37 protein-coding genes and 5 tRNA genes are annotated in these 25,094 nt (G+C 56.4%); 38 read left to right on the forward strand and 4 right to left on the reverse strand.

Annotated features, from left to right (window positions below; all coding sequences use genetic code 11):
• The first annotated feature begins 74 nt into the window (after window positions 1–74).
• From rplN to B9Z33_RS05175, 18 genes are all read left to right on the forward strand, one after another.
• Entirely contained in the window at window positions 75–443 is a 369-nt protein-coding gene (rplN, locus tag B9Z33_RS05090; RefSeq protein ID WP_019427444.1) for a 50S ribosomal protein L14, read from the forward strand.
• A gap of 9 nt (window positions 444–452) precedes the next feature.
• A complete protein-coding gene (gene rplX, locus B9Z33_RS05095; protein WP_108285855.1) occupies window positions 453–773 on the forward strand; it encodes a 50S ribosomal protein L24 in 321 nt (106 codons plus the stop codon).
• A gap of 2 nt (window positions 774–775) precedes the next feature.
• Window positions 776–1,315, forward strand: coding sequence for a 50S ribosomal protein L5 (gene rplE / locus B9Z33_RS05100; RefSeq protein WP_100120212.1), 540 nt, complete (start codon window positions 776–778; stop codon window positions 1,313–1,315).
• Window positions 1,316–1,323: 8 nt separating this feature from the next.
• Complete coding sequence (gene rpsN / locus B9Z33_RS05105; RefSeq protein ID WP_108285856.1) at window positions 1,324–1,629, forward strand: 30S ribosomal protein S14; 306 nt, start codon at window positions 1,324–1,326, stop codon at window positions 1,627–1,629.
• Window positions 1,630–1,647: 18 nt separating this feature from the next.
• Entirely contained in the window at window positions 1,648–2,043 is a 396-nt protein-coding gene (gene rpsH, locus B9Z33_RS05110; RefSeq protein ID WP_108285857.1) for a 30S ribosomal protein S8, read from the forward strand.
• A gap of 13 nt (window positions 2,044–2,056) precedes the next feature.
• On the forward strand, window positions 2,057–2,590 hold the full coding sequence (gene rplF, locus B9Z33_RS05115; RefSeq protein WP_108285858.1) for a 50S ribosomal protein L6: 534 nt from the start codon (window positions 2,057–2,059) through the stop codon (window positions 2,588–2,590).
• A gap of 11 nt (window positions 2,591–2,601) precedes the next feature.
• Window positions 2,602–2,967, forward strand: a complete 366-nt coding sequence (gene rplR, locus B9Z33_RS05120; RefSeq protein WP_108285859.1) for a 50S ribosomal protein L18 — start codon at window positions 2,602–2,604, stop codon at window positions 2,965–2,967.
• A 17-nt stretch (window positions 2,968–2,984) separates the two neighbouring features.
• Window positions 2,985–3,503 (forward strand): 30S ribosomal protein S5, encoded by a 519-nt coding sequence (gene rpsE / locus B9Z33_RS05125; RefSeq protein WP_019429274.1) that lies wholly within the window; start codon window positions 2,985–2,987, stop codon window positions 3,501–3,503.
• A gap of 14 nt (window positions 3,504–3,517) precedes the next feature.
• Window positions 3,518–3,700 carry a 50S ribosomal protein L30 gene (gene rpmD, locus B9Z33_RS05130; RefSeq protein WP_019429275.1) on the forward strand — a complete coding sequence of 61 codons (183 nt, stop codon included), beginning with the start codon at window positions 3,518–3,520 and terminating at the stop codon, window positions 3,698–3,700.
• Window positions 3,701–3,710: 10 nt separating this feature from the next.
• A complete protein-coding gene (gene rplO, locus B9Z33_RS05135) occupies window positions 3,711–4,142 on the forward strand; it encodes a 50S ribosomal protein L15 (protein WP_108286176.1) in 432 nt (143 codons plus the stop codon).
• A gap of 22 nt (window positions 4,143–4,164) precedes the next feature.
• A complete protein-coding gene (gene secY / locus B9Z33_RS05140; protein ID WP_108285860.1) occupies window positions 4,165–5,484 on the forward strand; it encodes a preprotein translocase subunit SecY in 1,320 nt (439 codons plus the stop codon).
• 199 nt (window positions 5,485–5,683) lie between these two features.
• Window positions 5,684–5,797: a 50S ribosomal protein L36 gene (rpmJ, locus tag B9Z33_RS05145; RefSeq protein ID WP_011481465.1), complete on the forward strand. Its 114-nt coding sequence runs from the start codon at window positions 5,684–5,686 to the stop codon at window positions 5,795–5,797.
• Between the two features lie 24 nt (window positions 5,798–5,821).
• Entirely contained in the window at window positions 5,822–6,187 is a 366-nt protein-coding gene (gene rpsM / locus B9Z33_RS05150) for a 30S ribosomal protein S13 (protein ID WP_019429278.1), read from the forward strand.
• A gap of 19 nt (window positions 6,188–6,206) precedes the next feature.
• Window positions 6,207–6,611 carry a 30S ribosomal protein S11 gene (rpsK, locus tag B9Z33_RS05155; protein ID WP_108285861.1) on the forward strand — a complete coding sequence of 135 codons (405 nt, stop codon included), beginning with the start codon at window positions 6,207–6,209 and terminating at the stop codon, window positions 6,609–6,611.
• 85 nt (window positions 6,612–6,696) lie between these two features.
• Window positions 6,697–7,320 carry a 30S ribosomal protein S4 gene (rpsD, locus tag B9Z33_RS05160; protein ID WP_019429280.1) on the forward strand — a complete coding sequence of 208 codons (624 nt, stop codon included), beginning with the start codon at window positions 6,697–6,699 and terminating at the stop codon, window positions 7,318–7,320.
• Window positions 7,321–7,420: 100 nt separating this feature from the next.
• On the forward strand, window positions 7,421–8,413 hold the full coding sequence (rpoA, locus tag B9Z33_RS05165; protein WP_108285862.1) for a DNA-directed RNA polymerase subunit alpha: 993 nt from the start codon (window positions 7,421–7,423) through the stop codon (window positions 8,411–8,413).
• Between the two features lie 82 nt (window positions 8,414–8,495).
• Window positions 8,496–8,882 carry a 50S ribosomal protein L17 gene (gene rplQ / locus B9Z33_RS05170; protein WP_108285863.1) on the forward strand — a complete coding sequence of 129 codons (387 nt, stop codon included), beginning with the start codon at window positions 8,496–8,498 and terminating at the stop codon, window positions 8,880–8,882.
• Between the two features lie 18 nt (window positions 8,883–8,900).
• A tRNA-Met gene (locus B9Z33_RS05175) sits at window positions 8,901–8,977 on the forward strand.
• Between the two features lie 84 nt (window positions 8,978–9,061).
• Here the strand turns inward: B9Z33_RS05175 and B9Z33_RS05180 are convergent.
• Genes B9Z33_RS05180 through apaG form a run of 4 tightly spaced genes read right to left on the reverse strand, consistent with a single transcriptional unit; the run spans window position 9,062 to window position 11,462 of the window.
• A complete protein-coding gene (locus tag B9Z33_RS05180; RefSeq protein ID WP_108285864.1) occupies window positions 9,062–9,535 on the reverse strand; it encodes a CinA family protein in 474 nt (157 codons plus the stop codon).
• Window positions 9,535–10,071: a phosphatidylglycerophosphatase A gene (locus B9Z33_RS05185; protein ID WP_108285865.1), complete on the reverse strand. Its 537-nt coding sequence runs from the start codon at window positions 10,069–10,071 to the stop codon at window positions 9,535–9,537. Before B9Z33_RS05185 ends, B9Z33_RS05180 begins: the two co-directional genes overlap by 1 nt.
• Window positions 10,068–11,027: a thiamine-phosphate kinase gene (thiL, locus tag B9Z33_RS05190; protein ID WP_108285866.1), complete on the reverse strand. Its 960-nt coding sequence runs from the start codon at window positions 11,025–11,027 to the stop codon at window positions 10,068–10,070. Before thiL ends, B9Z33_RS05185 begins: the two co-directional genes overlap by 4 nt.
• Before the next feature lie 42 nt (window positions 11,028–11,069).
• A complete protein-coding gene (gene apaG, locus B9Z33_RS05195) occupies window positions 11,070–11,462 on the reverse strand; it encodes a Co2+/Mg2+ efflux protein ApaG (RefSeq protein ID WP_108285867.1) in 393 nt (130 codons plus the stop codon).
• Window positions 11,463–11,491: 29 nt separating this feature from the next.
• On the opposite strand from apaG, the gene rpe reads away from it, so the two are divergent.
• The 20 genes from rpe (at window position 11,492) to rplL (ending at window position 25,013) form a co-directional block, all read left to right on the forward strand.
• Window positions 11,492–12,172, forward strand: a complete 681-nt coding sequence (rpe, locus tag B9Z33_RS05200) for a ribulose-phosphate 3-epimerase (protein WP_108285868.1) — start codon at window positions 11,492–11,494, stop codon at window positions 12,170–12,172.
• 2 nt (window positions 12,173–12,174) lie between these two features.
• Window positions 12,175–12,909, forward strand: a complete 735-nt coding sequence (gph, locus tag B9Z33_RS05205; protein WP_108285869.1) for a phosphoglycolate phosphatase — start codon at window positions 12,175–12,177, stop codon at window positions 12,907–12,909.
• Between the two features lie 263 nt (window positions 12,910–13,172).
• Window positions 13,173–14,672, forward strand: coding sequence for an anthranilate synthase component I (gene trpE, locus B9Z33_RS05210; protein ID WP_108285870.1), 1,500 nt, complete (start codon window positions 13,173–13,175; stop codon window positions 14,670–14,672).
• Window positions 14,673–14,674: 2 nt separating this feature from the next.
• Window positions 14,675–15,256 carry an aminodeoxychorismate/anthranilate synthase component II gene (locus B9Z33_RS05215; protein ID WP_199220284.1) on the forward strand — a complete coding sequence of 194 codons (582 nt, stop codon included), beginning with the start codon at window positions 14,675–14,677 and terminating at the stop codon, window positions 15,254–15,256.
• Window positions 15,253–16,320: a low-specificity L-threonine aldolase gene (ltaE, locus tag B9Z33_RS05220; protein ID WP_108285872.1), complete on the forward strand. Its 1,068-nt coding sequence runs from the start codon at window positions 15,253–15,255 to the stop codon at window positions 16,318–16,320. Before B9Z33_RS05215 ends, ltaE begins: the two co-directional genes overlap by 4 nt.
• A 10-nt stretch (window positions 16,321–16,330) precedes the next feature.
• Entirely contained in the window at window positions 16,331–17,002 is a 672-nt protein-coding gene (locus tag B9Z33_RS05225) for a LysE family translocator (protein ID WP_108285873.1), read from the forward strand.
• 38 nt (window positions 17,003–17,040) lie between these two features.
• A complete protein-coding gene (trpD, locus tag B9Z33_RS05230) occupies window positions 17,041–18,069 on the forward strand; it encodes an anthranilate phosphoribosyltransferase (RefSeq protein WP_108285874.1) in 1,029 nt (342 codons plus the stop codon).
• Window positions 18,070–18,206: 137 nt separating this feature from the next.
• Window positions 18,207–18,995, forward strand: coding sequence for an indole-3-glycerol phosphate synthase TrpC (gene trpC, locus B9Z33_RS05235; RefSeq protein ID WP_108285875.1), 789 nt, complete (start codon window positions 18,207–18,209; stop codon window positions 18,993–18,995).
• Window positions 18,995–19,756: a uracil-DNA glycosylase gene (locus B9Z33_RS05240; protein WP_108285876.1), complete on the forward strand. Its 762-nt coding sequence runs from the start codon at window positions 18,995–18,997 to the stop codon at window positions 19,754–19,756. The genes trpC and B9Z33_RS05240 overlap by 1 nt, the downstream gene beginning before the upstream one ends.
• 62 nt (window positions 19,757–19,818) lie before the next feature.
• Window positions 19,819–19,904 (forward strand) — tRNA-Tyr (locus B9Z33_RS05245).
• An 86-nt stretch (window positions 19,905–19,990) separates the two neighbouring features.
• Window positions 19,991–20,064: transfer RNA gene (locus tag B9Z33_RS05250), tRNA-Gly, on the forward strand.
• Window positions 20,065–20,094: 30 nt separating this feature from the next.
• Window positions 20,095–20,169 (forward strand) — tRNA-Thr (locus B9Z33_RS05255).
• Between the two features lie 73 nt (window positions 20,170–20,242).
• Complete coding sequence (gene tuf, locus B9Z33_RS05260; RefSeq protein ID WP_100174243.1) at window positions 20,243–21,433, forward strand: elongation factor Tu; 1,191 nt, start codon at window positions 20,243–20,245, stop codon at window positions 21,431–21,433.
• A 12-nt stretch (window positions 21,434–21,445) separates the two neighbouring features.
• Window positions 21,446–21,521, forward strand: a tRNA-Trp gene (locus B9Z33_RS05265).
• 98 nt (window positions 21,522–21,619) lie between these two features.
• Window positions 21,620–22,003 (forward strand): preprotein translocase subunit SecE, encoded by a 384-nt coding sequence (secE, locus tag B9Z33_RS05270; protein ID WP_108285877.1) that lies wholly within the window; start codon window positions 21,620–21,622, stop codon window positions 22,001–22,003.
• Window positions 22,003–22,584: a transcription termination/antitermination protein NusG gene (nusG, locus tag B9Z33_RS05275; protein WP_108285878.1), complete on the forward strand. Its 582-nt coding sequence runs from the start codon at window positions 22,003–22,005 to the stop codon at window positions 22,582–22,584. Before secE ends, nusG begins: the two co-directional genes overlap by 1 nt.
• Before the next feature lie 121 nt (window positions 22,585–22,705).
• On the forward strand, window positions 22,706–23,137 hold the full coding sequence (gene rplK, locus B9Z33_RS05280) for a 50S ribosomal protein L11 (protein ID WP_019430860.1): 432 nt from the start codon (window positions 22,706–22,708) through the stop codon (window positions 23,135–23,137).
• Window positions 23,138–23,833: a 50S ribosomal protein L1 gene (rplA, locus tag B9Z33_RS05285; RefSeq protein WP_108285879.1), complete on the forward strand. Its 696-nt coding sequence runs from the start codon at window positions 23,138–23,140 to the stop codon at window positions 23,831–23,833.
• A 258-nt stretch (window positions 23,834–24,091) separates the two neighbouring features.
• Window positions 24,092–24,598: a 50S ribosomal protein L10 gene (rplJ, locus tag B9Z33_RS05290; protein ID WP_108285880.1), complete on the forward strand. Its 507-nt coding sequence runs from the start codon at window positions 24,092–24,094 to the stop codon at window positions 24,596–24,598.
• A 40-nt stretch (window positions 24,599–24,638) separates the two neighbouring features.
• Window positions 24,639–25,013 (forward strand): 50S ribosomal protein L7/L12, encoded by a 375-nt coding sequence (gene rplL / locus B9Z33_RS05295; RefSeq protein ID WP_100120358.1) that lies wholly within the window; start codon window positions 24,639–24,641, stop codon window positions 25,011–25,013.
• Window positions 25,014–25,094: the final 81 nt, after the last annotated feature.

The following is a 25,094-nucleotide window of genomic DNA, read 5'->3' on the forward strand; positions in this document are numbered from 1 at the left end:
GACGGGTCCAAGACTGATTTCTGTGGGCTGGCTGCAAGGCTGGTTGGCAAGAAATACAAGTTGGGAATAAAGAAATGATCCAGACAGAATCTCGGTTGGATGTGGCCGACAACACCGGCGCCAAGTCCGTGCTGTGCATTAAGGTGCTCGGCGGGTCCAAGCGTCGCTATGCAAGTGTTGGCGACATCATCAAAGTGAGCATCAAAGAAGCCGCTCCACGTGGTCGCGTCAAAAAAGGCGAGATCTACAGTGCTGTGGTGGTTCGTACTGCCAAGGGCATCCGCCGTGGCGATGGCTCCCTCATCAAATTCGATGGCAACGCTGCTGTGTTGCTGAACGCCAAGTTGGAGCCTATTGGCACCCGCATCTTCGGCCCGGTCACGCGTGAACTGCGTACCGAGAAGTTCATGAAGATCGTGTCCTTGGCTCCTGAAGTACTGTAAGGACGCGCCATGAACAAGATTCGCAAAGGCGACGAAGTCATCGTCATCACAGGTCGGGACAAAGGCAAGCGCGGCGTCGTGTCGTTGCGCGCTACTGACTCTCACCTGGTGATCGACGGTATCAACATCGTCAAAAAGCACGCCAAGCCAAACCCCATGAAGGGCACAACTGGCGGCATCATCGAAAAGGCCATGCCGATTCACCAATCCAATGTGGCGATTTTCAATGTCGCAACAGGTAAGGCTGATCGCGTGGGCATCAAGCTGCAAGCTGACGGTAAACGCGTTCGCGTTTATAAGTCGAGCGGCGAAGAAATCAAGGTGGCATGAGCATGGCACGTTTGCAACAACTCTTCCGCGAGAAAATCGCTGCTGAACTGACGGCCAAATTTGGTTATACGTCGCCCATGCAGGTGCCTCGCATCACCAAGATCACTCTGAACATGGGTGTGTCTGAAGCCGTGGCTGACAAGAAAGTCATGGACCACGCTGTGAGCGACTTGACGAAAATCGCAGGCCAGAAGCCTGTGGTGACCAAGGCCAAGAAAGCGATTGCCGGCTTCAAGATCCGTGAGCAACAACCTATTGGTTGCATGGTGACTCTGCGTGGCGTTCAGATGTATGAATTCCTGGACCGTTTCGTGACCGTGGCTTTGCCTCGCGTTCGTGACTTCCGTGGTATCTCTGGCCGCGCATTTGATGGCCGTGGCAACTACAACATCGGCGTTAAAGAGCAGATCATTTTCCCTGAGATTGAGTACGACAAGGTCGATGCCTTGCGCGGTCTCAACATCAGCATCACCACAACGGCCAAGTCTGACGAAGAGTGCAAAGCGCTCTTGACAGCTTTCCGCTTCCCCTTCAAGAACTGAGGTGTCACGTGGCTAAAGTAGCTTTGATCGAGCGCGAGCTCAAGCGTGAAAAATTGGCAGCAAAGTACGCGAAAAAATACGCGGAATTTAAAGCCATCGCCAACGATGCCAAGCGCACCGATGAAGAGCGTGCAGTTGCCCGTCTGGGTCTGCAAAAGCTCCCGCGCAACGCCAACCCGACCCGTCAACGCAACCGCTGTGAAATCACCGGTCGCCCACGCGGTACGTTCCGTCAATTTGGTCTGGGCCGCGCCAAGATCCGTGAATTAGCCTTTGCAGGCAACATTCCGGGCGTGACCAAGGCCAGCTGGTAATCGGCAGGAGATAACAACATGAGCATGAGTGATCCTATTGCCGATCTGTTGACCCGCATCCGTAACGCACAAATGGTGTCAAAAGCCAACGTGTTGGTTCCATCTTCCAAAGTGAAGGTGGCCATCGCCCAAGTGCTGAAAGATGAAGGCTACATTGACGGCTTCCAAGTCAAAACCGAAGATGGCAAAGCCACCCTCGAAATCGCCCTGAAGTACTACGCTGGCCGTCCGGTCATCGAGCGTATTGAGCGCGTGAGCCGTCCTGGCCTGCGCGTGTACAAAGGCCGTGATGCTATTCCTCAAGTCCAAAACGGCTTGGGCGTGGCCATCGTCACCACCCCTCAGGGCGTGATGACCGATCGCAAAGCACGTGCAGCCGGTGTCGGCGGCGAAGTGCTGTGCTACGTCGCTTAAAGGGAGAAAAAGAATGTCCCGCGTAGGAAAAATGCCTGTGACCATCCCCGCTGGTGTGGATGTGTCGATCAAACAAGATCAAATCAGTGTGAAGGGCGCTGGTGGTCAATTGGCCATCGCCTCCAACATGCTGGTGAATGTGAGCAACGAAGGCGGCAAACTCAGTTTTGCCCCTGCCAATGATTCACGTGAAGCCAACGCCATGAGCGGCACCTTGCGTCAGCTGGTGAACAACATGGTGACTGGCGTGACCAAAGGCTTCGAAAAGAAGCTGAACCTGGTCGGCGTGGGTTACAAGGCGGCCGCCTCTGGCGCCAAATTGAACCTGGCTGTTGGTTATTCACACCCTGTCAACATCGATATGCCTGCTGGCATCACGGTGGCCACCCCAACCGCGACCGAAATCGTGATCAAGGGTGCCGACCGTCAACGTGTTGGCCAAATTGCTGCTGAGATTCGTGCTGTTCGTCCACCTGAGCCTTACAAAGGCAAAGGCATCCGTTATTCGGATGAGAAGATCACGATCAAAGAGACCAAGAAGAAATAAGGAGCTGCATCATGTTGACCAAGAAAGAGCAGCGTCTCCGTCGTGCACGTCAAACACGCATCCGCATTGCACAGCAAGGCGTGGCCCGTTTGACCGTGAACCGCACCAACCTGCATATCTACGCCAGCGTTATCTCTGGTTGCGGTACCAAAGTGTTGGCCAGTGCATCCACAGCCGAAGCCGAAGTGCGTACGGTCCTGGGCGCCACAGGCAAGGGTGGCAATGCCGCTGCTGCCGCAGTCATTGGCAAGCGCATTGCTGAAAAAGCAAAAGCTGCTGGCGTTGAGAAGGTCGCCTTCGACCGCGCAGGTTTCGCTTACCACGGTCGTGTCAAGGCTTTGGCCGAAGCAGCCCGTGAAGCAGGTCTGCAGTTCTAAACGGATCGGAGTTACAAATGGCTAAATTTACAGCAAAACCGCAGAGCGACGGTCCTGAAGACGGTCTCCGCGAAAAGATGATCGCGGTCAACCGCGTGACCAAGGTGGTCAAGGGTGGCCGTATCTTGGGTTTCGCGGCATTGACTGTGGTCGGTGACGGCGATGGCAAAGTGGGCATGGGCAAGGGCAAGTCGAAAGAAGTGCCAGCAGCCGTGCAAAAAGCGATGGAAGAAGCCCGTCGCAACTTGGCCAAAGTCCACCTCAAAAATGGCACCATTCACCATGCAGTGCACGGTCACCACGGCGCAGCCCGCGTCATGATGGCTCCAGCTCCAAAGGGTACCGGCATCATTGCTGGTGGTCCTATGCGCGCTGTGTTCGAAGTGGTGGGTATCACCGACATCGTGGCCAAGAGCCATGGTTCGTCCAACCCTTACAACATGGTTCGTGCCACTCTGGACGCTTTGTCCAATTGCACAACAGCTTCCAACGTGGCCGCCAAGCGTGGCAAGTCGGTTGAAGAGCTGTTCGGCTGAACCGGAGATCGAACATGACGACACAATCAACCGTGAAAGTCCAACTGGTTCGCAGCCCGATTGGCACCAAAGTTTCGCACCGCGCCACTGTTCGTGGCTTGGGTCTGCGCAAGCTCAACTCCGTGAGTGAGCTGCAGGACACACCCGCAGTGCGCGGCATGATCAACAAGATCAGCTATCTGGTCAAAGTTCTCTAAGAGGCCGATGATGGAACTCAATAGCATCAAGCCAGCAGAAGGCTCCAAGCACGCAGCACGTCGTGTTGGCCGTGGTATCGGTTCGGGTCTGGGTAAAACCGCCGGCCGTGGTCACAAAGGTCAAAAATCCCGTTCGGGTGGCTATCACAAGGTGGGCTTCGAAGGCGGTCAAATGCCTTTGCAGCGTCGTCTGCCCAAGCGTGGTTTCAAGTCGCACCTGCTCAAGTACAACGCAGAAATCACTTTGACAACCTTGTCCCGTCTGGACCTGGCTGAAGTGGATGTGTTGACATTGAAGCAAGCCGGTCTGGTGTCGCAAATGGCCAAGGTGGTCAAAGTGATCAAGTCTGGTGAGCTCGCAAAAGCTGTCAAGTTGACAGGTATTGTGGCGACTGCTGGTGCCAAAGTAGCGATTGAAGCTGCTGGTGGCTCTGTAGCCTGAATGTTGATAGGCGAGACACATCGTGGCAACCAGCGCTAATCAGACAGCAAAAGCAGGCAAGTTCGGCGACCTTCGTCGCCGACTGGTCTTCTTGCTGCTCGCGCTGGTGGTTTACCGTGCTGGCGCGCACATTCCTGTTCCTGGCATCGACCCTGTACAGCTCAAACAGCTGTTCAATGGTCAACAAGGCGGCATCCTGAGCTTGTTCAACATGTTCTCGGGTGGTGCGTTGTCGCGGTTTACCGTGTTTGCCTTGGGCATCATGCCTTACATCTCTGCATCCATCGTGATGCAGTTGCTGACCTACGTTCTTCCTGCTTTTGAGCAGATGAAGAAAGAGGGCGAAGCAGGGCGACGCAAAATCACCCAATACACGCGCTTTGGTGCATTGGGTTTGGCGTTGTTCCAGTCTTTGGGTATTGCGGTTGCTTTAGAAGCTTCTGCCGGCTTGGTGATTAACCCTGGCTTTGGTTTCCGCATGACTGCGGTCATCAGCTTGACGGCAGGCACGATGTTTTTGATGTGGCTGGGTGAGCAAATCACTGAGCGTGGGCTGGGCAATGGTATTTCCATCCTGATCTTTGCTGGTATTGCTGCTGGTTTGCCAAATGCCATGGGCGGTTTGTTTGAGCTGGTTCGTACCGGTGCGATGAATCCTTTGGTGTCCTTGTTGATCATTGCGGTTGTGGTTCTTGTGACCTATTTCGTGGTCTTCGTGGAGCGCGGTCAGCGCAAGATATTGGTGAACTACGCACGCCGTCAGGTGGGCAACAAGGTTTACGGCGGTCAGTCTTCGCACTTGCCGCTCAAGCTGAACATGGCGGGTGTGATCCCTCCGATTTTTGCTTCGTCGATCATTTTGTTGCCAGCGACCATCATCAACTGGTTCAGTTCTGGTGAAACAGACAGCGTGGTTGTCCGTTTCTTCAAAGATGTTTCCAGCAGCTTGACACCAGGTCAACCGATCTATGTCATGTTGTATGCAGCAGCCATTGTGTTTTTCTGCTTCTTTTACACAGCCTTGGTCTTCAACAGCCGTGAAACAGCAGACAACCTCAAGAAGAGTGGTGCGTTCATCCCGGGCATTCGTCCTGGTGATCAAACGGCGCGCTACATCGACAAGATTTTGCTTCGTTTGACACTGGCTGGTGCTGCTTACATCACATTTGTCTGTTTGCTGCCCGAGTTCTTGATTCTGAAATATAATGTTCCGTTTTACTTTGGTGGCACATCGTTGCTGATCATTGTGGTCGTGACCATGGATTTCATGGCTCAGGTACAGAATTATTTGATGTCTCAACAATACGATTCGCTTTTGAAGAAAGCAAGTTTCAAATCCTGAGCGGTTCGCAAGGTGTTCACATCTTGCCAACTTGCAGCTTGAAGTGATCGCAAGTTTTGATAGATCGTCCCGCAAGTCCCTCATTGGTCTTGCGTTGGACGAGTTGGTTTCGGTAAAGAATCCCTGTACTTTGGTACGGGGCCACAAATTTCACCTGGTCTGACAAGGTCTGGGTAACGATGAGTTTTAGGAGAAAACCATGAGAGTTTCGGCTTCGGTGAAAAAAATTTGCCGCAACTGCAAAATCATTCGCCGTAAAGGCGTTGTTCGTGTGATCTGTACAGATCCACGTCACAAGCAGCGTCAAGGCTGATTGAATTAGTTTTAGAGGACGAAAATGGCACGTATCGCTGGCATCAACATTCCGCCGCACAAACATGCTGAAATTGGCTTGACAGCCATTTTCGGTATTGGTCGCACCCGCGCTCGACAAATTTGCGAGGCTTCTGGCATCGCTTATTCCAAAAAGATCAAAGATCTCACGGACGCTGATCTCGAAAAAATCCGCGATCAAATCGCAGTTTTCACCATTGAAGGTGATCTGCGCCGCGAGACCACCATGAACATCAAGCGTTTGATGGATATTGGTTGCTACCGTGGTTTCCGTCATCGTCGCGGCTTGCCCATGCGCGGTCAGCGTACACGTACCAATGCACGTACTCGCAAGGGTCCGCGCAAAGGTGCAGCGGCTCTGAAGAAATAAGCAGGATTGAGAGACCACCATGGCTAAAGCACAATCAAGCAGCGCATCGCAACGCGTTCGTAAAAAAGTCCGCAAGAACATTGCAGACGGCATTGCACACGTTCACGCGTCGTTCAATAACACCATCATCACGATCACCGATCGCCAGGGCAATGCCTTGTCGTGGGCTTCTTCGGGTGGCCAAGGCTTCAAAGGTTCGCGCAAGTCGACACCTTTTGCAGCTCAGGTTGCTTCTGAAGTCGCTGGTCGTGCAGCGCAAGAACAAGGCATCAAAAACCTGGACGTCGAGATCAAGGGCCCAGGTCCTGGTCGCGAATCTTCGGTTCGTGCCCTGGGTGCATTGGGAATCCGCATCACCTCCATCGCGGATGTGACACCGGTTCCGCACAACGGCTGCCGCCCTCAAAAGCGCCGTCGTATCTAATTTCAAACCAAGCCCACCGCCAGGCCATGCTTGCATCGCCTGGCTCCCGCATTTCTGATGCGGCAGATGTATAAAAGGATTTCACGTGGCACGTTACCTCGGCCCTAAGGCCAAACTCTCACGCCGTGAAGGCACTGACTTGTTCCTGAAGAGCGCACGTCGCTCGATCGCGGACAAGTCCAAATTTGACACCAAGCCAGGCCAACACGGTCGTACTTCGGGTCAGCGTACTTCGGACTACGGTCTGCAATTGCGTGAAAAGCAAAAAGTCAAACGCATGTACGGCGTGTTGGAGAAGCAATTCCGTCGCTACTTTGCTGAAGCTGATCGTCGTAAGGGCAACACCGGTTCCAACTTGCTGGGTTTGCTGGAGTGCCGTTTGGACAACGTGGTTTACCGTATGGGCTTCGGCTCCACTCGCGCTGAAGCACGTCAGATGGTTTCTCACAAAGCCATCACCGTGAACGGTCAATCCGTGAACATTCCTTCGTACCTGGTCAAGGCCGGTGACGTGATTGCTGTTCGCGAAAAGTCCAAAAAGCAAAACCGCGTGGTGGAAGCTTTGCAATTGGCATTGCAAGTGGGCATGCCTGCTTGGGTCGAAGTCAACGCCGACAAGGCAGAAGGTACCTTCAAGAAGGTTCCTGATCGCGATGAATTCGCTGCAGACATCAACGAATCGTTGATCGTCGAACTGTATTCACGTTAATTCGTTGTTTCAATCGTTCCCGGCGCACAAGGCATTGTGGGCCGGGTGCTTCATCAGCCTTACCGGTGTAACGAACCGGGGGTATTGAGAGGAAGTCTGAATGCAAACCAATCTGTTGAAACCCAAAGCCATCCAAGTCGAGCAATTGGCTGCCAACCGTGCCAAAGTCACGCTGGAGCCATTCGAGCGTGGTTATGGCCACACACTCGGCAACGCGCTGCGTCGCGTTTTGTTGTCTTCCATGGTCGGTTACTCCGCCACTGAAGTCACCATTGCTGGTGTTGTGCACGAGTACTCTTCCATTGACGGTGTTCAAGAAGACGTGGTCAACATCTTGTTGAACCTCAAAGGTGTGGTTTTCAAACTGCACAACCGCGACGAAGTGACCCTGAGTTTGCGCAAAGACGGCGAAGGCGCCGTCACTGCTGCGGACATCCAGACACCTCACGATGTTGAAATCATCAACCCTGAGCACGTCATTGCCAATTTGTCACACGGTGGCAAGCTGGACATGCAGATCAAGGTTGAAAAAGGTCGCGGCTATGTGCCCGGCAGCATGCGCCGTTTTGCTGACGAGCCAACGAAGGCCCTGGGTCGCATTGTTCTCGACGCATCGTTCTCTCCGGTCAAGCGCGTGAGCTACACCGTTGAAAGCGCCCGTGTCGAGCAGCGTACCGACCTTGACAAGCTGGTCATTGAAATCGAAACCAACGGTGCCATCACCGCTGAAGACGCTGTGCGTTCTTCGGCCAAGATCCTGGTGGAGCAGTTGGCGGTGTTCGCACAGCTTGAAGGCAGCGAATTGTCTGCGTTCAATGAGCCTGCTCAACGCGGCGGTGCTGGCAGCTTCGATCCGATCTTGCTGCGCCCTGTGGACGAGTTGGAACTCACTGTTCGTTCGGCCAACTGCCTCAAAGCAGAAAACATCTACTACATCGGTGACCTGATCCAGCGCACCGAGAACGAGTTGCTCAAGACCCCTAACTTGGGTCGCAAGTCACTCAACGAAATCAAGGAAGTTCTGGCTTCCCGCGGTCTGACTTTGGGCATGAAGCTCGAAGCTTGGCCACCAGCGGGTCTGGAAAAGCGATAATACGAAGTTCCCGGATGATTTCCGGGGTGTGCACGGGCAGTACCTGATACGGCTGCCTGTTTAATAAAGAAAGGTAAGCACCATGCGTCACGGACACGGCCTCCGCAAATTGAACCGCACCAGCGAGCACCGCCTCGCGATGTTGCGCAACATGATGAATTCGCTCATCGAGCACGAAGTCATCAAAACAACTCTCCCTAAAGCCAAAGAGCTGCGTCGCGTCATTGAGCCGATGATCACTTTGGCCAAAGAAGACAGCTTGTCCAACAAGCGCTTGGCATTTAACCGCCTGCGCGACCGTGACAGCGTCGTCAAATTGTTTGCCGATCTGGGCCCCCGTTTTGCCAAGCGTCCTGGTGGTTACACACGTATCCTGAAAATGGGTTACCGCGTGGGTGACAACGCACCTATGGCCTTGGTTGAATTGGTTGATCGTGCTGAATCTTCTGCAGAACAAGCAGCAGAGTAAGGTATAATTCAAAGATACCGCGGGGTGGAGCAGTCTGGTAGCTCGTTGGGCTCATAACCCAAAGGTCGTTGGTTCAAATCCGGCCCCCGCAACCAAATTTCAACTTAGGTTGAATCTCAAAAAACCCTCTCCGGAGGGTTTTTTCGTTTCTGCGCTGATGTCCGCTGCTTCAGTCTGGGTCAACCCGGTAGGCGGTTGAGCAGACCTTCGAGGGCGTGTTCAACGGTCGCATGCCTGATGCTGCTGCGGTCCCCTTGAAAAAGCTTAACCTCTGTCGTGACAACACCGTTAACGCACCAGCCGAACCAAACGGTGCCGACCGGCTTTTCTGGGCTACCACCGCTCGGGCCCGCAACACCTGTTACGGCCACAGACACCTGCGATTTGGACCTGTAAAACGCCCCGATGGCCATGGCATGCGCAACAGACGCGCTGACAGCACCCTGAGCGGCAATCAGCTCTGCGGGGACGCCCAGCATTTGCGTTTTGGCTTCATTCGAGTAGGTGACAAATCCACGGTCAAACCATGCACTCGAACCTGCCAAGTCGGTGCAGCGGGCAGAGATCATGCCGCCAGTGCAACTTTCGGCGCTGACCATTTGCCACTTGAGAGCGCTCAAACGCGATGCCAGCTTGAGGGTTAAATCCGACATCAGAACCACCTCAACAAAGCGATGGCGAACATGGTGCAAAAGGCCGCCACAAGGTCATCAAAAATAATCCCGAATCCGCCGCGCCAGCCAAAGCCTTTGAACAATTGATCTGCCCAAGCCACAGGCCCGGGTTTGGCGGCGTCAAAAAAACGGAACAGGGCAAAAGCAGCCAACTGCCCCCCAAAGTTTGTCGGCAAGACGAAAAAGAAAATTAACCACATGGCCACGATCTCATCCCACACGATGGCACCGGGATCGCAGATGCACATGTGGCGCGCGGTGAGCGTACAGGCCCACCACCCGATCAGGAAAGATGCGGCAATGAGAAGGGCTTGCTCAGGCAAGGAGAGGTAATTTTGGAGGACCAGCCAAGATAGCCAGCCCCAAAGGCTGCCGACCGTTCCAGGGGCCTTGGGGCTCAATCCTGATCCAAGGCCCAAGGCGATGGCATGGGCTGGATGCGCCAGCATGAAAGCGACCGTTGGTTTGCTCGGGCGATGGGTCGTTCCGGAATCAGAAGGATGGGGCATCGTCATGCAAAGTGATCAAAAGAGCTGAACCGTGAATGCACAGTCTGCCCCTGGGCATCCAGCAGAACCAGTGTGGGTGTAGAGGTGATGCGACCAATTCGGGTGACGCGCGTCCCCGAAGCTTGAGCAGCAGCTTGTACGCTGGCGGACGCAGAGGGTGGAGCACAGAAGACGAGTTCATAGTCATCGCCTCCTGAAAGGATGCAGGTCAATGCCAGGTCTGACGGGCATGACCAGAGGTGTGCCGTTTGCATGAGGTCAGACGTGGCGGACAGCTCGATTTCGGCGCCCACGTGGCTGGCTTTGAGAATGTGACCCAGGTCGCCGAGCAAACCATCGCTGATGTCAGCCATGGCATGGGCGATACCGCGAAGGGCTTGGCCCAAGGCGATGCGGGGTGTAGGCGTTTCCATGCGCAGGCGTGCGGCTTCGAAGACGGCTTGTGGCAGGCTGACCGCGCCACGAAAAGCTTCCAGTGCCAAGCGAGCATCACCCAAATTGCCGCTCACATACAAGTCATCGCCCGCTTGCGCCCCACTGCGCAAAATGGCCTGCCCTGCAGGGACTTCGCCCATCACGGTGATGGCAATGTTCAAGGGGCCTTGTGTGGTGTCGCCGCCCATCAGTTCGCAGCCATGGGCATCGGCCAGTTCAAACAGGCCTTGAGAAAAACCGGCCAACCAGCGTTCATCTGCACGGGGCAAAGACAAGGACAGCAAGAATGCCTGAGGCGTTGCGCCACAAGCGGCCAGGTCGCTCAAATTCACCGCCAGTGCTTTGTGGCCCAGGCGGACTGGGTCAACGGTCGATAAAAAGTGCCGTCCTTCCACGAGCATGTCGGCAGAAAAAGCCAACTGATGGCCCGCGCGAGGCGACCAGACCGCGCAGTCGTCCCCTATGCCCACATCCGCCCTTCTTGGCGGGCGTTTGAAAAAGCGTTCAATCAGCTCAAATTCACCCATGGCAAGAGCTTAACCGCAATGCAGGCGCTGCAGCTGCAGGCTTCAATGAAGCGTGCGTCCCGTCATGCCGGAGCCCGAGGATTCGAGCAGAAAGGTGGCGATGGGGACATCAAAGCGGTGGCCATCTTCGGCGACAAAAAAGTAACTGCCGTGCATGGTGCCGCTCGCCGCGTGCAGGCGACAGCCGCTGGTGTACTGAAAAGACTCGCCCGGACGGAGAAAGGGTTGTTGCCCCACAACGCCCAGACCTTTGACCTCGTCGGTGTGGCCGCTTTCGTCCTGAATGACCCAGTGCCTTGAGATCAGTTGCGCGGCGACGTTGCCGGTGTTGGTCACGGTCACGGTGTAAGCAAAAGCGAAAACCTTTTGAAGGGGGTTGCTTTGGTCTGCCACGTATTGGGGCTGGACATCAATTTGAACGGTGTAAGAAGACATTCGCGCATGTTAACTGCGACAATTCAGGCATGACGACGACCTACAGAATTGCCCCTTCTATCCTCTCTGCTGACTTCGCGCGTTTGGGCGCTGAAGTCAAAAGCGTCATTGACGCGGGAGCCGACTGGATCCACTTTGACGTGATGGACAACCATTACGTGCCCAACCTCACATTTGGCCCCATGATTTGCCAAGCCCTCAAGCCGCACGCCAAAACGTCGGCCGGGGTGGCGGTCCCGATCGATGTGCATTTGATGATTTCCCCCGTCGATGCGCTGGCGGCCTCTTTTGCCGAGGCGGGCGCTGACCTGATCAGTTTTCACCCCGATGCCAGTGGCCATGTGCACCGCAGCATCCAGGCCATCAAAAGCAAAGGCGTGAAGGCGGGCTTGGTGTTCAACCCGGCCGAGCCCTTGGATGTGCTGGAGTGGACGATTGACGAGATCGACCTGATCCTGATCATGAGTGTCAACCCGGGCTTTGGCGGGCAGAGTTTCATCGATTCGGCCTTGCGCAAAATCGAGCAAGTGCGCAAGCTGATCGATGCCAGCGGCCGCGACATTCGCCTTGAAGTGGATGGCGGCATCAAAGTCGACAACATCCGCCGCGTGGCCGATGCCGGTGCCGACACCTTTGTCGCGGGCAGCGCCATTTTTGGCAAACCCGATTACAAAGGCGTGATCGACCAGATGCGCGTGGCGCTGGGTTGAGCATGGCAGGCTTTGCACAGGATCTGACGCAGATCGAAGCGGTCATTTTTGACTTGGATGGCACCATGGTGCACACCTTGGGCGATTTTCAAGTGGCCTTGCACCGGACCATGGCCGATCTGGATCTGCCTCCGGTGTCCAACGACCTGATCGAGCAGACCATTGGCAAAGGCTCCGAGCACCTGATTCGAACCTTGCTGGCCCACCAGGTCGCGCGGCCCGAGGTCAAAGGCGTGGGGCAGGCTTGTCCGGCGCTCACTGTGGATGCCTTGTTTGAGCGGGCCTGGCTGCGCTACCAACACCATTACCTTCAGATCAACGGCCAGTTCGCCGATGTGTACCCGGGCGTGCTGTCGGCTTTGCAGGCCTTTGAAGCGCAGGGCTTGCCCATGGCATGCCTGACCAACAAGCCCTTGTCGTTTGCCGAGGCCTTGTTGAAAGAGAAGTCGCTGGACCATTTCTTTGCACACGTCTTTGGTGGTGACAGTTTTGAGCGCAAAAAGCCCGATCCCTTGCCCATCCTTAAAACCTGCGAAGCCTTGGGTACGGCCGCTGGCAAAACCTTGATGGTGGGCGATTCGAGCAACGATGCGCAAGCTGCCCATGCCGCAGGGTGCCCGGTGGTGTTGGTCACTTACGGCTACAACCATGGGCAACGTGTACAAGATACGCCCGCCGCAGCTTGGCTGGATTCTTTGGCCCAGCTCCCAGATTGCCTGCGCACCACCTTGCCATGAGCGCGATACCGCTGGTTTGAGAACTGCCCGCCAGCTTTGCTACACTTGTCCCATCATGTTCATCGTCCTCAGTCACTCCTGCGCAGCCTGCCTGCCGAGCCATTCCCCAGCGGAAGGCCGGGGAGCCTGGCCCTGGCGTCAGCCAGCCTGACACCATCGACCGTGCGGCCCTGCCCGCCACCCGCGCCCGGCATCGGCTGGGCACCTAGATGAATGAAAAGCACCTCGCCCGAGGTCGCTGAGCGCTTTGGAGGCTTTAGCCTGTGATCACCGAACTTGAATTCAAAAGCCTGGCCAGTCAAGGCTACAACCGCATTCCACTCATGCTGGAAGCCTTTGCGGACTTGGAAACCCCCCTGTCGCTTTACCTGAAACTGGCCCACACCAAGGACAACGGCAAATACAGCTTTTTGCTCGAATCGGTGGTGGGCGGCGAGCGTTTTGGGCGCTACAGCTTCATCGGTTTGCCCGCCCGCACCCTGTTGCGCGCCAGTGGTTTTGGTGAAGAGGCCAAGACCGAAGTGGTGCGCGATGGCGCGGTCATCGAAACGGCCACGGGCAACCCGCTGGACTTTATTGAGCAGTACCAAAAGCGTTTCAAGGTGGCCTTGCGGCCCGGTCTGCCGCGCTTTTGCGGCGGTTTGGCGGGCTACTTTGGGTACGATGCCGTGCGCTACATCGAGAAGAAGCTCGAAAAAACCTGCCCGCCCGATACCCTGGGTACGCCCGACATCTTGCTGCTGCAGTGCGAAGAACTGGCCGTGATCGACAACCTGTCGGGCAAGCTGTACCTGATCGTGTACGCCGACCCCGCCATGCCCGAGGCCTATGTGGGGGCCAAAAAACGCTTGCGTGATCTGAAAGAGCAGCTCAAGTACTCGGTCAGCGCCCCGGTGGTCAAGCCCACCCAGTCTTACCCGGCCGAGCGCGACTTTGCCAAGGCCGATTACATCGCTGCGGTGGAAAAAGCCAAAGATCTGATCGCGGGCGGCGACTTCATGCAAGTGCAAGTGGGGCAGCGCATCAAGAAGCGCTACACCGAGAGCCCGCTGTCGTTGTACCGGGCGTTGCGCTCGCTCAACCCCAGCCCCTACATGTACTTCTACAACTTTGGCGATTTCCATGTGGTCGGCGCCAGCCCTGAAATTTTGGTGCGCCAAGAACTCACCGAAGAGGGCGCCAAAGTCATCATCCGCCCGCTGGCGGGCACACGCCCACGCGGCGCGACGCCCGAAAAAGACAAGGCCGCCGAGCAGGAGCTGATCAACGACCCGAAAGAGCGGGCCGAGCATGTGATGCTGATCGACCTGGCGCGCAACGACATTGGCCGCATTGCCCAAATCGGTTCGGTCAAGGTGACCGAGGCCTTTGTGGTCGAGCGCTACAGCCATGTGATGCACATCGTGAGCAACGTTGAAGGCGTGCTGAACGACGGCATGACCAACATGGACGTGCTCAAAGCCACGTTCCCGGCCGGTACTTTGACGGGCGCACCCAAGGTCCATGCGATGGAGCTGATCGACCAGTTTGAGCCCGTCAAACGTGGCATTTACGGTGGGGCTTGCGGTTACATCAGCTATGCGGGTGACATGGATGTGGCGATTGCGATTCGCACCGCCGTCATCAAGGACCAGACGCTCTATGTGCAGGCCGCTGCCGGCGTGGTGGCCGATTCGGTGCCCGAAATGGAGTGGCGCGAAACCGAGCACAAGGCGCGTGCCTTGTTGCGGGCGAGCGAGTTGGTTGAAGAAGGCTTGGAGTGAATATGTCGAAAAAAATCAAACTCCTGATGGTCGACAACTACGACTCCTTCACCTTCAACATCGTGCAGTATTTTGGTGAATTGGGCGCAGAGGTCGAGGTGTTTCGCAACGACGAAATCACCCTGGAAGGCATTGCCGCGCGCCAACCCGATCGCCTGGTGATCTCGCCGGGCCCTTGCTCACCCGCAGAGGCGGGCATATCGGTGGCGGCCATGCAGCACTTTGCAGGCAAGCTGCCCATCTTGGGTGTGTGCCTGGGACACCAAAGCATTGGCGCGGCCTTTGGCGGCAAAATCGTGCGTGCGCAAGAGCTGATGCATGGCAAGACCAGCGTCATCACCACCACGCAAGAAGGTGTGTTTGCGGGCTTGCCCGAAAAATTCACCGTCAACCGCTACCACTCGCTGGCGATTGAGCGGGCCACTTGCCCGCCTTGCCTGAAAGTCACGGCCTGGACTGACGATGGCGAGATCATGGGTGTGCGCCACACCGAGCTCGACATCGAAGGTGTGCAGTTTCACCCGGAATCCATCCTCACCGAGCATGGCCATGCCATGCTCAAAAACTTTTTGGAGCGGCCATGATTGATTTGCGCAGCGACACCGTCACGCAACCCACGGCGGCGATGCGCCAGGCCATGCTGAGTGCTCCTTTGGGTGACGATGTGTTTGGCGATGACCCCACGGTCAATGCCTTGCAAACACGCATCGCGCAGATCACAGGCAAAGAGGCGGCCTTGTTCATGCCTTCGGGCACGCAAAGCAACCTGTGCGCCCTGATGGCGCATTGCGAGCGGGGTGATGAATACATCGTGGGCCAAAACGCCCACACCTACCGCTACGAAGGCGGTGGTGCGGCCGTGCTGGGCAGTATCCAGCCGCAGCCGCTCGCGCAAAACAGTGTGGGCGAAATGGCGTTGGCCGACATCGCGGCCGCCATCAAGCCCATCGATTGCCACTTCGCCCGCACACGATTGCTGGCACTTGAGAACACCTGGAACGGCCACGTCATGTCGCAAGACTACCTGTCGCAAGCCACGGGCCTGGCCAGGCGGCATGGCCTGGCCGTGCATCTGGATGGTGCCCGGCTGTTCAATGCGGCAGTCGCCGACGCCCAAGGCGGCACGGTGGTCGACCGTGTTCGCCGCATCGTGGACCACTTTGACAGCGTGTCTGTGTGCTTCAGCAAGGGCTTGGGGGCTCCTGTGGGTTCAGCCCTGTGCGGCTCGCACGAACTGATCGCCAAAGCCTTGCGCTGGCGCAAAGTGCTGGGCGGTGGCTTGCGCCAATCGGGTGTGTTGGCTGCTGCGGCTTTACACGCGCTGGACCACCATGTAGATCGCTTGGCCGATGACCATGCTTTGGCCCAACGTCTGGCGCAAGGCTTGCAGGGCATGCCCGGCTTGAGTGTGCGCTCGGCGCAGACCAACATCGTGTTTGTGGACGTGGCAGATGGCCGAGGTCCGGCTCTGCTGGAGGCCTTGAAGGCCCAGGGTGTTCTGGCGACTGGTTTGATTGGGCTGCGTTTTGTCACCCATCTGGGTGTGGACGCCGCAGGCATTGACCATGCGTTGGCCTGCACTCGCCGCTTCATGCAAACCCCGGCGGGAGACGTGGCGCAAGGCCTCGCACGTTCGGCCGTTTACTGATTTTCAAACCATGCCAGACGCTCAGCAACTTTGGATGTTCATGGCGGCAGGCGTGTTGCTCAACCTCACGCCCGGACCTGACGTGCTTTTCATCATCAACCAGTCTTTGCGCGGAGGTGTGCGTTCAGGCTTGGTGGCCGCATGGGGCATCACAGCCGGGTGTTTTGTGCATGTGGGGGCGGCGGCCTTGGGTGTGGGCGCGTTGCTGGCCACTTCTGCCACTGCGTTCAATGCGGTCAAATGGTTGGGGGCGGCTTACCTGGTGTGGATCGGGGTGCGCTTGCTGATGGCCACGGCCAAGTCGCCTAGTGTGGCTTGGGATGCCAACAATGCCATGTTGCCCCAAGTGGAGGGCGAGAAGACGCCTGGCTTGCGCTGGGTTTTCCTCAAGGCGTTTGCCACGAATGTCTTGAACCCCAAAGTGGCGCTGTTTTTTCTGGCATTCGTGCCGCAATTCATTCCGGCCAACACGCTCGATCCTGCCTGGACCTTTGTGTGGCTCGGATGCTTGTTCAATTTCAATGGCCTGTTGATCTGCATGGCCTGGGCGCTGGCGGCCTCCTGGTTGTCGCAACGTGCCCGCTTTTTGCAGCGCGGACTGCAGCACCAGGACCGTTTGGCAGGGTGCATGTTTGTCGGCTTTGGTCTCAAACTGGCCCTGACGGATGCGCCCGCGCATTGACGCCTTTACCCCCTTCGATTCATTGCAAGGAAACCCCCATGCCCATCACCCCCCAGGAAGCGTTGCAACGCACCATTGAGCACCGCGAAATCTTTCATGACGAGATGCTCAAAATCATGCGCATGATCATGAACGGCGAGCTGTCGCCCGTCATGACGGCGGCGCTCATCACTGGCCTGCGCGTGAAAAAAGAGACCATCGGTGAGATCACCGCTGCCGCACAGGTCATGCGCGAGTTTTCGACCAAGGTGCATGTGGCCGACCCCACCCACTTGGTGGACATCGTGGGCACAGGCGGGGATGGCGCGCACACCTTCAACATCTCCACTTGTGCGATGTTTGTGGCCGCGGCTGCGGGGGCCAAAACCGCCAAGCACGGCGGGCGCAGCGTCAGCAGCAAATCGGGCAGCGCCGACGTGGTCGAGGCATTGGGGGGCAACATCCACCTCACGCCTGAGCAGATTGCGCGTTCGATTGAAGAGGTGGGCATTGGCTTCATGTTTGCACCCAACCACCACCCGGCCATGAAAAACGTGGCCCCGGTGCGCAAAGAGTTGGGTGTCCGCACCATTTTCAACATCCTGGGTCCGTTGACCAACCCGGCCAGCGCCCCCAACATCCTGATGGGCGTTTTTCATTCGGACCTGGTGGGCATTCAGGTGCGCGCCTTGCAGCGCTTGGGCGCGGAGCACGCTGTGGTGGTTTATGGCCGCGATGGCATGGACGAAATCAGCCTGGGTGCCGCCACGCTGGTGGGCGAGCTCAAAAAAGGGCAGATCACCGAATACGAAATCCACCCCGAAGACTTTGGCCTGACCATGGCCAGCAACCGTGCTTTGAAGGTGGAAACCCCCGAGCAGTCCATGGCCATGTTGCGGGGCGTGCTGGACAATCAGCCCGGCGCGGCGCGGGACATCGTGATGATCAATGCTGGAGCCGCTTTGTACGCGGCCAATGTGGCCAGCAGCATCGCAGATGGCCTGGAGCGTGCCCGTGTGGCCATCGAATCTGGTGCGGCCAAAGCCAAGCTGGCGCAGTTTGTGGCCTTTGGCCAGTCGGCGGTTTGAGCCATGTGGCATGACGAAGGGGCCTGGATCGCTGTGGGCGTATCGGCTTTGTTGGTGGTGGTCGGGTTGGTGATGCACCGCATTTTTGTTCGAATTTTGAAAACCGGTGCCATTGAGCCCGGACAGGAAAGAAAACCATGAGTGACATCCTCGACAAAATCGTCGCCGTCAAACGCGAAGAAGTCGCTGCAGCCTTGGCCAAGAAATCTTTGGCCATGGTTCGGGCGGATGCCGAAAGCCGCGTGCTGACACGCGACTTTGAAGGTGCCTTGCGCGCCAAAATTGCCGCAGGGCAGGCTGCAGTGATTGCTGAAATCAAGAAAGCCAGTCCATCCAAAGGCGTGCTGCGTCAGGAATTCATCCCGGCCGACATCGCCCAAAGCTATGCCGAGCATGGGGCGGCCTGCCTTTCGGTCTTGACGGACAAGCAGTTCTTCCAGGGCAGCGTGGATTTTCTGAAGCAAGCCCGTGCCAGCTGCGACTTGCCTGTGCTGCGCAAAGACTTCCTGATCGACGTCTACCAGGTCTATGAAGCACGTGCGATGGGCGCTGATGCCATTTTGTTGATTGCTGCTTGTCTGGACGATGCGCAAATGGGCGAGATGGAGGCGGTGGCGCGCAGCCTGGACATGGCGGTGCTGGTCGAAGTGCATGACCGGGCAGAATTGGACCGTGCGCTGAAGTTGAAAACCCGCTTGGTGGGCATCAACAACCGCAACCTGAAGACATTTGAGGTCTCTTTGCAGACCACGCTGGACATGTTGCCTTCGGTTCCTGCAGACCGCTTGTTGATCACCGAGAGCGGTATTTTGTCTGCCGACGATGTCAAGCGCATGCGTGAAGCCCATGTCAACGCTTTCCTGGTCGGCGAGGCTTTCATGCGCGCAGCAGAGCCTGGTGAAGCGCTGGCCAAACTCTTTGCTTGATGCCCAAGGCCGCAGCTCAGCAGACCTTGGCCTTTGACGATCCGGCCACTCAGGCCGACTGTTTGAAGCAATGGCCACCCGATTTGCACGGTCTGGACGAGGGCTGGGCACCGTTGGTGCGGGAGTTCCTCGCTTCTTCTGCAGGACAGTCCTTGTCTGTGCGTTTGTCAGAGGCGTTGAGCGCAGGGAAAACCATCTATCCCCCAGCGCCGTTCAGGGCGCTCACCTTGACGCCTCTGAGTCAAGTTCGTGTGGTGATTCTGGGCCAAGACCCTTATCACGGACCGGGTCAGGCCGAAGGCCTGGCCTTTTCGGTCGCCCCCGGGGTGCGTCTGCCGCCCAGTTTGCGCAACATCTTCAAGGAGTTGCAGCAGAGTTTGCAAGTTCCTGTTCCGGCGCAAGGCTCATTGGTGCGTTGGGCTCAACAGGGCGTGTTGCTGCTCAACACTTGTTTGACGGTGGAGGCGGGGCAGCCCGCCAGTCACGCGCGTTGGGGTTGGGAGGTTTTGACCGATCAATTGGTGGCTGCTGTAGCGAAAAGCCCGAGCCCTGTGGTGTTCATGCTGTGGGGTGCCCATGCGCAGGCCAAAAAACAGTGGATTGATGCCATCGGTGGTTCGCAGCACCATTTGATTTTGCAAGCCAATCACCCTTCGCCCTTGTCTGCGATGCGGCCTCCGGTGCCTTTTTTGGGGTGTGGTCACTTCACGCAAGCGAATGAGTTCTGGATGCGAATCGGAGAAAAACCCATTGAATGGTGAAAAAGTTGTGCGTAAATTTGCGGGGCGTCATAAAAAGATGGCATAATCTGAGACTCGCTTCTGGAGGGGTGCCCGAGTGGCTAAAGGGGGCAGACTGTAAATCTGTTGGCTTACGCCTACACTGGTTCGAATCCAGTCTCCTCCACCAGCAAACTGGCTTATGCCGGTTGATTTGAGCAATTGGAAATGGTTTCCAAGCATTGGCGTCGCATCCACTCGTGCGGCGCAATCAGTGCGGGAGTAGTTTAATGGTAGAACCTTAGCCTTCCAAGCTAATGACACGGGTTCGATTCCCGTTTCCCGCTCCAGTCACCAGGATGAGTTTGTAAGAAGATTTTGCCCTTGTGGCTCAGTGGTAGAGCACTCCCTTGGTAAGGGAGAGGTCGCGGGTCCGATTCCCGCCAAGGGCACCAGTTTTGGGGCGCGCAATGAGAGTTGTGCGCCCTCTGTCTTGGTTGTTGACCACTACTTTTCGGAGTCGAAGATATGGCAAAAGAGAAATTCGAACGGACCAAACCCCACGTGAACGTGGGCACCATCGGTCACGTTGACCACGGCAAAACCACACTGACAGCCGCCATCACCACCGTGTTGGCAGCCAAGTTCGGCGGTGCAGCCAAAGCGTACGACCAGATCGACGCAGCGCCCGAAGAAAAAGCCCGTGGCATCACGATCAACACCGCCCACGTGGAGTACGAAACAGAAAACCGCCACTACGCTCACGTTGACTGCCCAGGCCACGCTGACTATGTGAAAAACATGATCACCGGTGCTGCCCAGATGGACGGCGCGATCCTGGTTTGCTCCGCTGCTGACGGCCCTATGCCTCAGACCCGCGAGCACATCTTGTTGGCCCGTCAAGTTGGCGTGCCTTACATCATCGTGTTCCTGAACAAGTGCGACATGGTTGACGACGCTGAGTTGTTGGAACTGGTCGAGATGGAAGTGCGCGAGTTGTTGTCCAAGTACGACTTCCCAGGCGACGACACACCGATCATCCAGGGTTCTGCCAAGCTGGCCCTCGAAGGCGACAAAGGCCCATTGGGCGAAGAAGCCATCATGAAGCTGGCTGCAGCTTTGGACACTTACATCCCTACGCCTGACCGCGCAGTGGACGGTGCTTTCTTGATGCCAGTGGAAGACGTGTTCTCCATCTCGGGTCGCGGCACTGTGGTGACTGGCCGTATCGAGCGCGGTATCGTTAAAGTCGGCGAAGAAATCGAAATCGTGGGTATCAAAGACACCGTCAAGACCACTTGCACAGGCGTTGAGATGTTCCGCAAGCTGCTGGACCAAGGTCAAGCTGGTGACAACGTCGGTATCTTGCTGCGCGGCACCAAGCGCGAAGACGTCGAGCGCGGCCAAGTGCTGTGCAAGCCCGGCTCGATCAAGCCCCACACCCACTTCACGGGCGAGATCTATGTCTTGTCCAAAGACGAAGGTGGCCGTCACACGCCTTTCTTCAACAACTACCGTCCACAGTTTTACTTCCGTACGACTGACGTGACAGGCGCGATCGAATTGCCAGAAGGCAAAGAGATGGTGATGCCTGGTGACAACGTGTCGATCACTGTGAAGTTGATCAACCCCATCGCGATGGAAGAAGGCTTGCGCTTCGCCATCCGCGAAGGCGGCCGCACTGTTGGCGCTGGCGTCGTTGCCAAGATCATCGCCTAAAGAGGTTCATGTAGGGGTATAGCTCAATTGGCAGAGCGTCGGTCTCCAAAACCGAAGGTTGTAGGTTCGATTCCTACTGCCCCTGCCACCTGAAAAGGTGGATTTTCAAGCCCGCTAGACTCTAGCGGGCTTCCTTGTCTGATAAGAGTCCTCTTGAAAGGGGGCTCAACAAAGGTTTCAAGCCGTATGGCAACGTCCGAAGTTCAAACCGTGGGTGCTACTGGCGACAAGATGCGTCTGGCATTGGCCGGTGCATTGGTCATCGCTGCATTGGTGGCCTATTACATGTTGGCCGGCCAAGGCAGCTTGGCCCAATGGGCTGGCTTGTTGGTCTGCCTGGTGGTGGCGGTTGTGGTTTTCCTGACTTCTGAGTCGGGTCGCCAGTTGATTGCTTTTGGCCGTGATGCGGTGCGTGAAGTCAAGAAAGTGGTCTGGCCGGAGCGCAAAGAAGCCATGCAGATCACCGCGTATGTGTTCGCCTTTGTGGTGGTGATGGCGCTGTTCTTGTGGCTCACCGACAAAACTCTGGAATGGGTTTTCTACGATCTGATTCTTGGGTGGAAAAAATAATGAACGATGCAGTAGTCAACGCGCCGATGGCGGGCTCCTCTACCAACCCAGACCTGAAATGGTATGTGGTCCATGCCTACTCGGGCATGGAAAAAGCGGTTGAGCGCAACATCATTGAACGCATCGCGCGCTCGGGCATGGAGTCCAAGTTCGGCCGCATTTTGGTCCCGACCGAAGAGGTCGTGGAAGTCAAGAACGGTCAAAAGCGCACCACCGAACGCAAATTTTTCCCTGGCTATGTGCTGGTGGAAATGGTGATGGACGACGAAACTTGGCACTTGGTGAAGCACACCAACAAAGTGACGGGTTTTGTGGGTGGTGCCAAAAACCGTCCGGCGCCTATTTCTGAAGCCGATGTTCAGAAAATCGTGAGCCAGATGCAAGAGGGCACCGACAAACCTCGCCACAAAGTCGAGTTTGAAGTGGGTGAATACATTCGCGTCAAAGAAGGTCCATTCACAGACTTCAACGGCACCGTTGAAGAAGTCAATTACGAGCGCAACAAGATGCGTGTCTCGGTCACCATTTTTGGTCGCGCGACACCGGTTGAGTTGGAGTTCGGGCAAGTCGAAAAAACCTGACCTGTTTCCATTTTCTGTTTGGCGCTTACCGACTCGGCGCCAAGCAATATCTCAGAGTCGTTAACCCCGGGGAGCTCAGGATCAAAGCATCTTGAGCGTTTGCACCCGAAAGGAGAAAAGCATGGCGAAAAAAATCGTCGGCTTCATCAAGCTGCAAGTGCCAGCTGGTAAAGCCAATCCATCACCACCTATTGGTCCAGCATTGGGTCAACGTGGTTTGAACATCATGGAATTCTGCAAGGCGTTCAACGCCCAGACCCAAGGCGTTGAGCCGGGCCTGCCATTGCCAGTGGTCATCACTGCGTTTGCAGACAAGTCCTTCACCTTCATCATCAAGACGCCGCCTGCAGCGACGCTGATCAAGAAGTCCATCAAGATCGACAAGGCTTCGACCAAGCCAGGTCTGGAAAAGGTGGGCAAGATCACTCGCGCTCAGCTGGAAGAAATCGCCAAGACCAAGATGAAAGATCTGACTGCCGCCGATATGGATGCAGCCGTTCGCACCATCGCTGGTACTGCCCGCTCGATGGGCGTGAATGTGGAGGGCGTGTAAATGTCCAAACTCACTAAAAAGCAAAAAGCCTTTATCGGCAAAGTGGACAGCAACAAGCTGTACGCCTTGGCCGATGCCTTGGTGATCGTGAAAGATTGCGCCAATGCCAAGTTCGATGAGTCCATCGACGTGGCCGTGCAACTCGGTATCGATGCCAAGAAATCTGATCAAGTGGTTCGTGGTGCTGTCGTGTTGCCTAACGGCACCGGTAAAACTGCACGCGTCGCTGTGTTCGCCCAAGGTGCCAAGGCTGACGAAGCCCGTGCCGCTGGTGCTGACGTGGTCGGCATGGACGACTTGGCTGCCCGCGTGAAAGCTGGCGACATGCCTTTCGATGTGGTCATCGCAGCCCCTGACGCCATGCGCGTTGTGGGTACTTTGGGTCAAATTCTGGGCCCACGTGGTCTGATGCCTAACCCCAAAGTTGGCACCGTGACCCCTGACGTCGCTACTGCTGTGCGCAACGCCAAAGCTGGTCAGGTCCAGTTCCGCGTTGACAAAGCCGGTATCGTGCACGGCACTATTGGTCGCCGTTCGTTCGACGCTGACAAGTTGCAGGGCAACTTGGCTGCATTGATCGAAGCCTTGGTGAAAGCCAAACCAGCAACCAGCAAAGGTGTTTACCTGCGCAAAGTGGCTGTGTCTTCGACCATGGGTGTGGGCGTTCGCGTTGACACACAATCCATCGCAGCTTGATTGCGATAAAAATTTGAGCGGGCTGTAAAGCCTGCTCAATGTGGTGGGCTGCAAACCTTGCAAAAGGACTGCAGGCCATCCAAGACCGTTGGTGCACACATTGCTGTGCTTAATCAACAAACTGACAAGTTCACTTGAAGGTTTGGGCCAACGCAGATGGCGATCCCGCTGCAGATGGATGAAGATCCTGAACAGTTGGTCGCTGCAAATAGGCGTGTTTCAGGGGGGACCCGAAAAACACATAAAAAGGAGTAGACCTTGAGTCTGAATCGCAGTGAGAAAGAAGCGGTCATTACCGAAGTGACCGACCTCGCCGCTAAAGCTCAAACGCTTGTGATGGCGGAATACCGTGGTATCACGGTCGCTGACATGACAAACTTGCGCGTCAAAGCTCGCAGCCTCGGCGTTTCGCTGACGGTGTTGAAAAACACCTTGGCGCGCCGTGCTGTGACAGGTACGCAGTTTGAAGTTGTCGCCGACCAGATGACCGGCCCGCTGATCTATGGCTTCTCTGTTGATGCCGTTGCCGCCGCTAAGGTGGTGGCTGACTTCGCGAAAACCAACGACAAGTTGGTGATTCGCGCAGGTGCATTTGCAGGTAAAGCCCTGGACGTCAATGGCGTTAAGCAATTGGCAAACATCCCTTCGAAAGAAGTGTTGTTGGCTCAGTTGTGTGGCTTGCTGATGTCGCCAATGTCCCGCACCGCTGTGGTGTTGGGTGCCCTGGCGGCCAAAAAAGGCGAAGGCGAAGCTGTTGCCGCTTAAGGCCAGCGTTCGTGTTTTAACCAATTGTTAGGAAATAAAAATGGCATTCGATAAAGACGCATTTTTGACCGCGCTGGACAGCATGACGGTCATGGAACTCAACGAACTGGTGAAAGCCATCGAAGAGAAGTTTGGCGTGAGCGCTGCCGCTATGGCGGCTCCTGCTGCTGCTGGTGGCGGTGCCGCTGCTGCTGCTGAAGAGAAGACTGACTTCAACGTGATGTTGTTGGAAGCCGGCGCGAACAAAGTGTCCGTGATTAAAGCTGTGCGCGAAATCACAGGTCTGGGCTTGAAAGAAGCCAAAGACTTGGTGGACGGCGCTCCTAAGGCGGTCAAAGAAGGCCTGCCAAAAGCTGACGCTGAAGCCGCTAAGAAGAAGCTGGAAGAAGCCGGCGCCAAGGCCGAACTCAAGTAATTCGGTTGCGATCCAAGGCTGGAGTGTCCGAAAGGGCCTCCAGCCTTTGGTGCTTGAAGGACGCACAGAAAATTAGGTCGA

The organism is Limnohabitans sp. T6-20 (genome assembly GCF_003063505.1).
Classification (GTDB): Bacteria; Pseudomonadota; Gammaproteobacteria; order Burkholderiales; family Burkholderiaceae_C; genus Limnohabitans_A.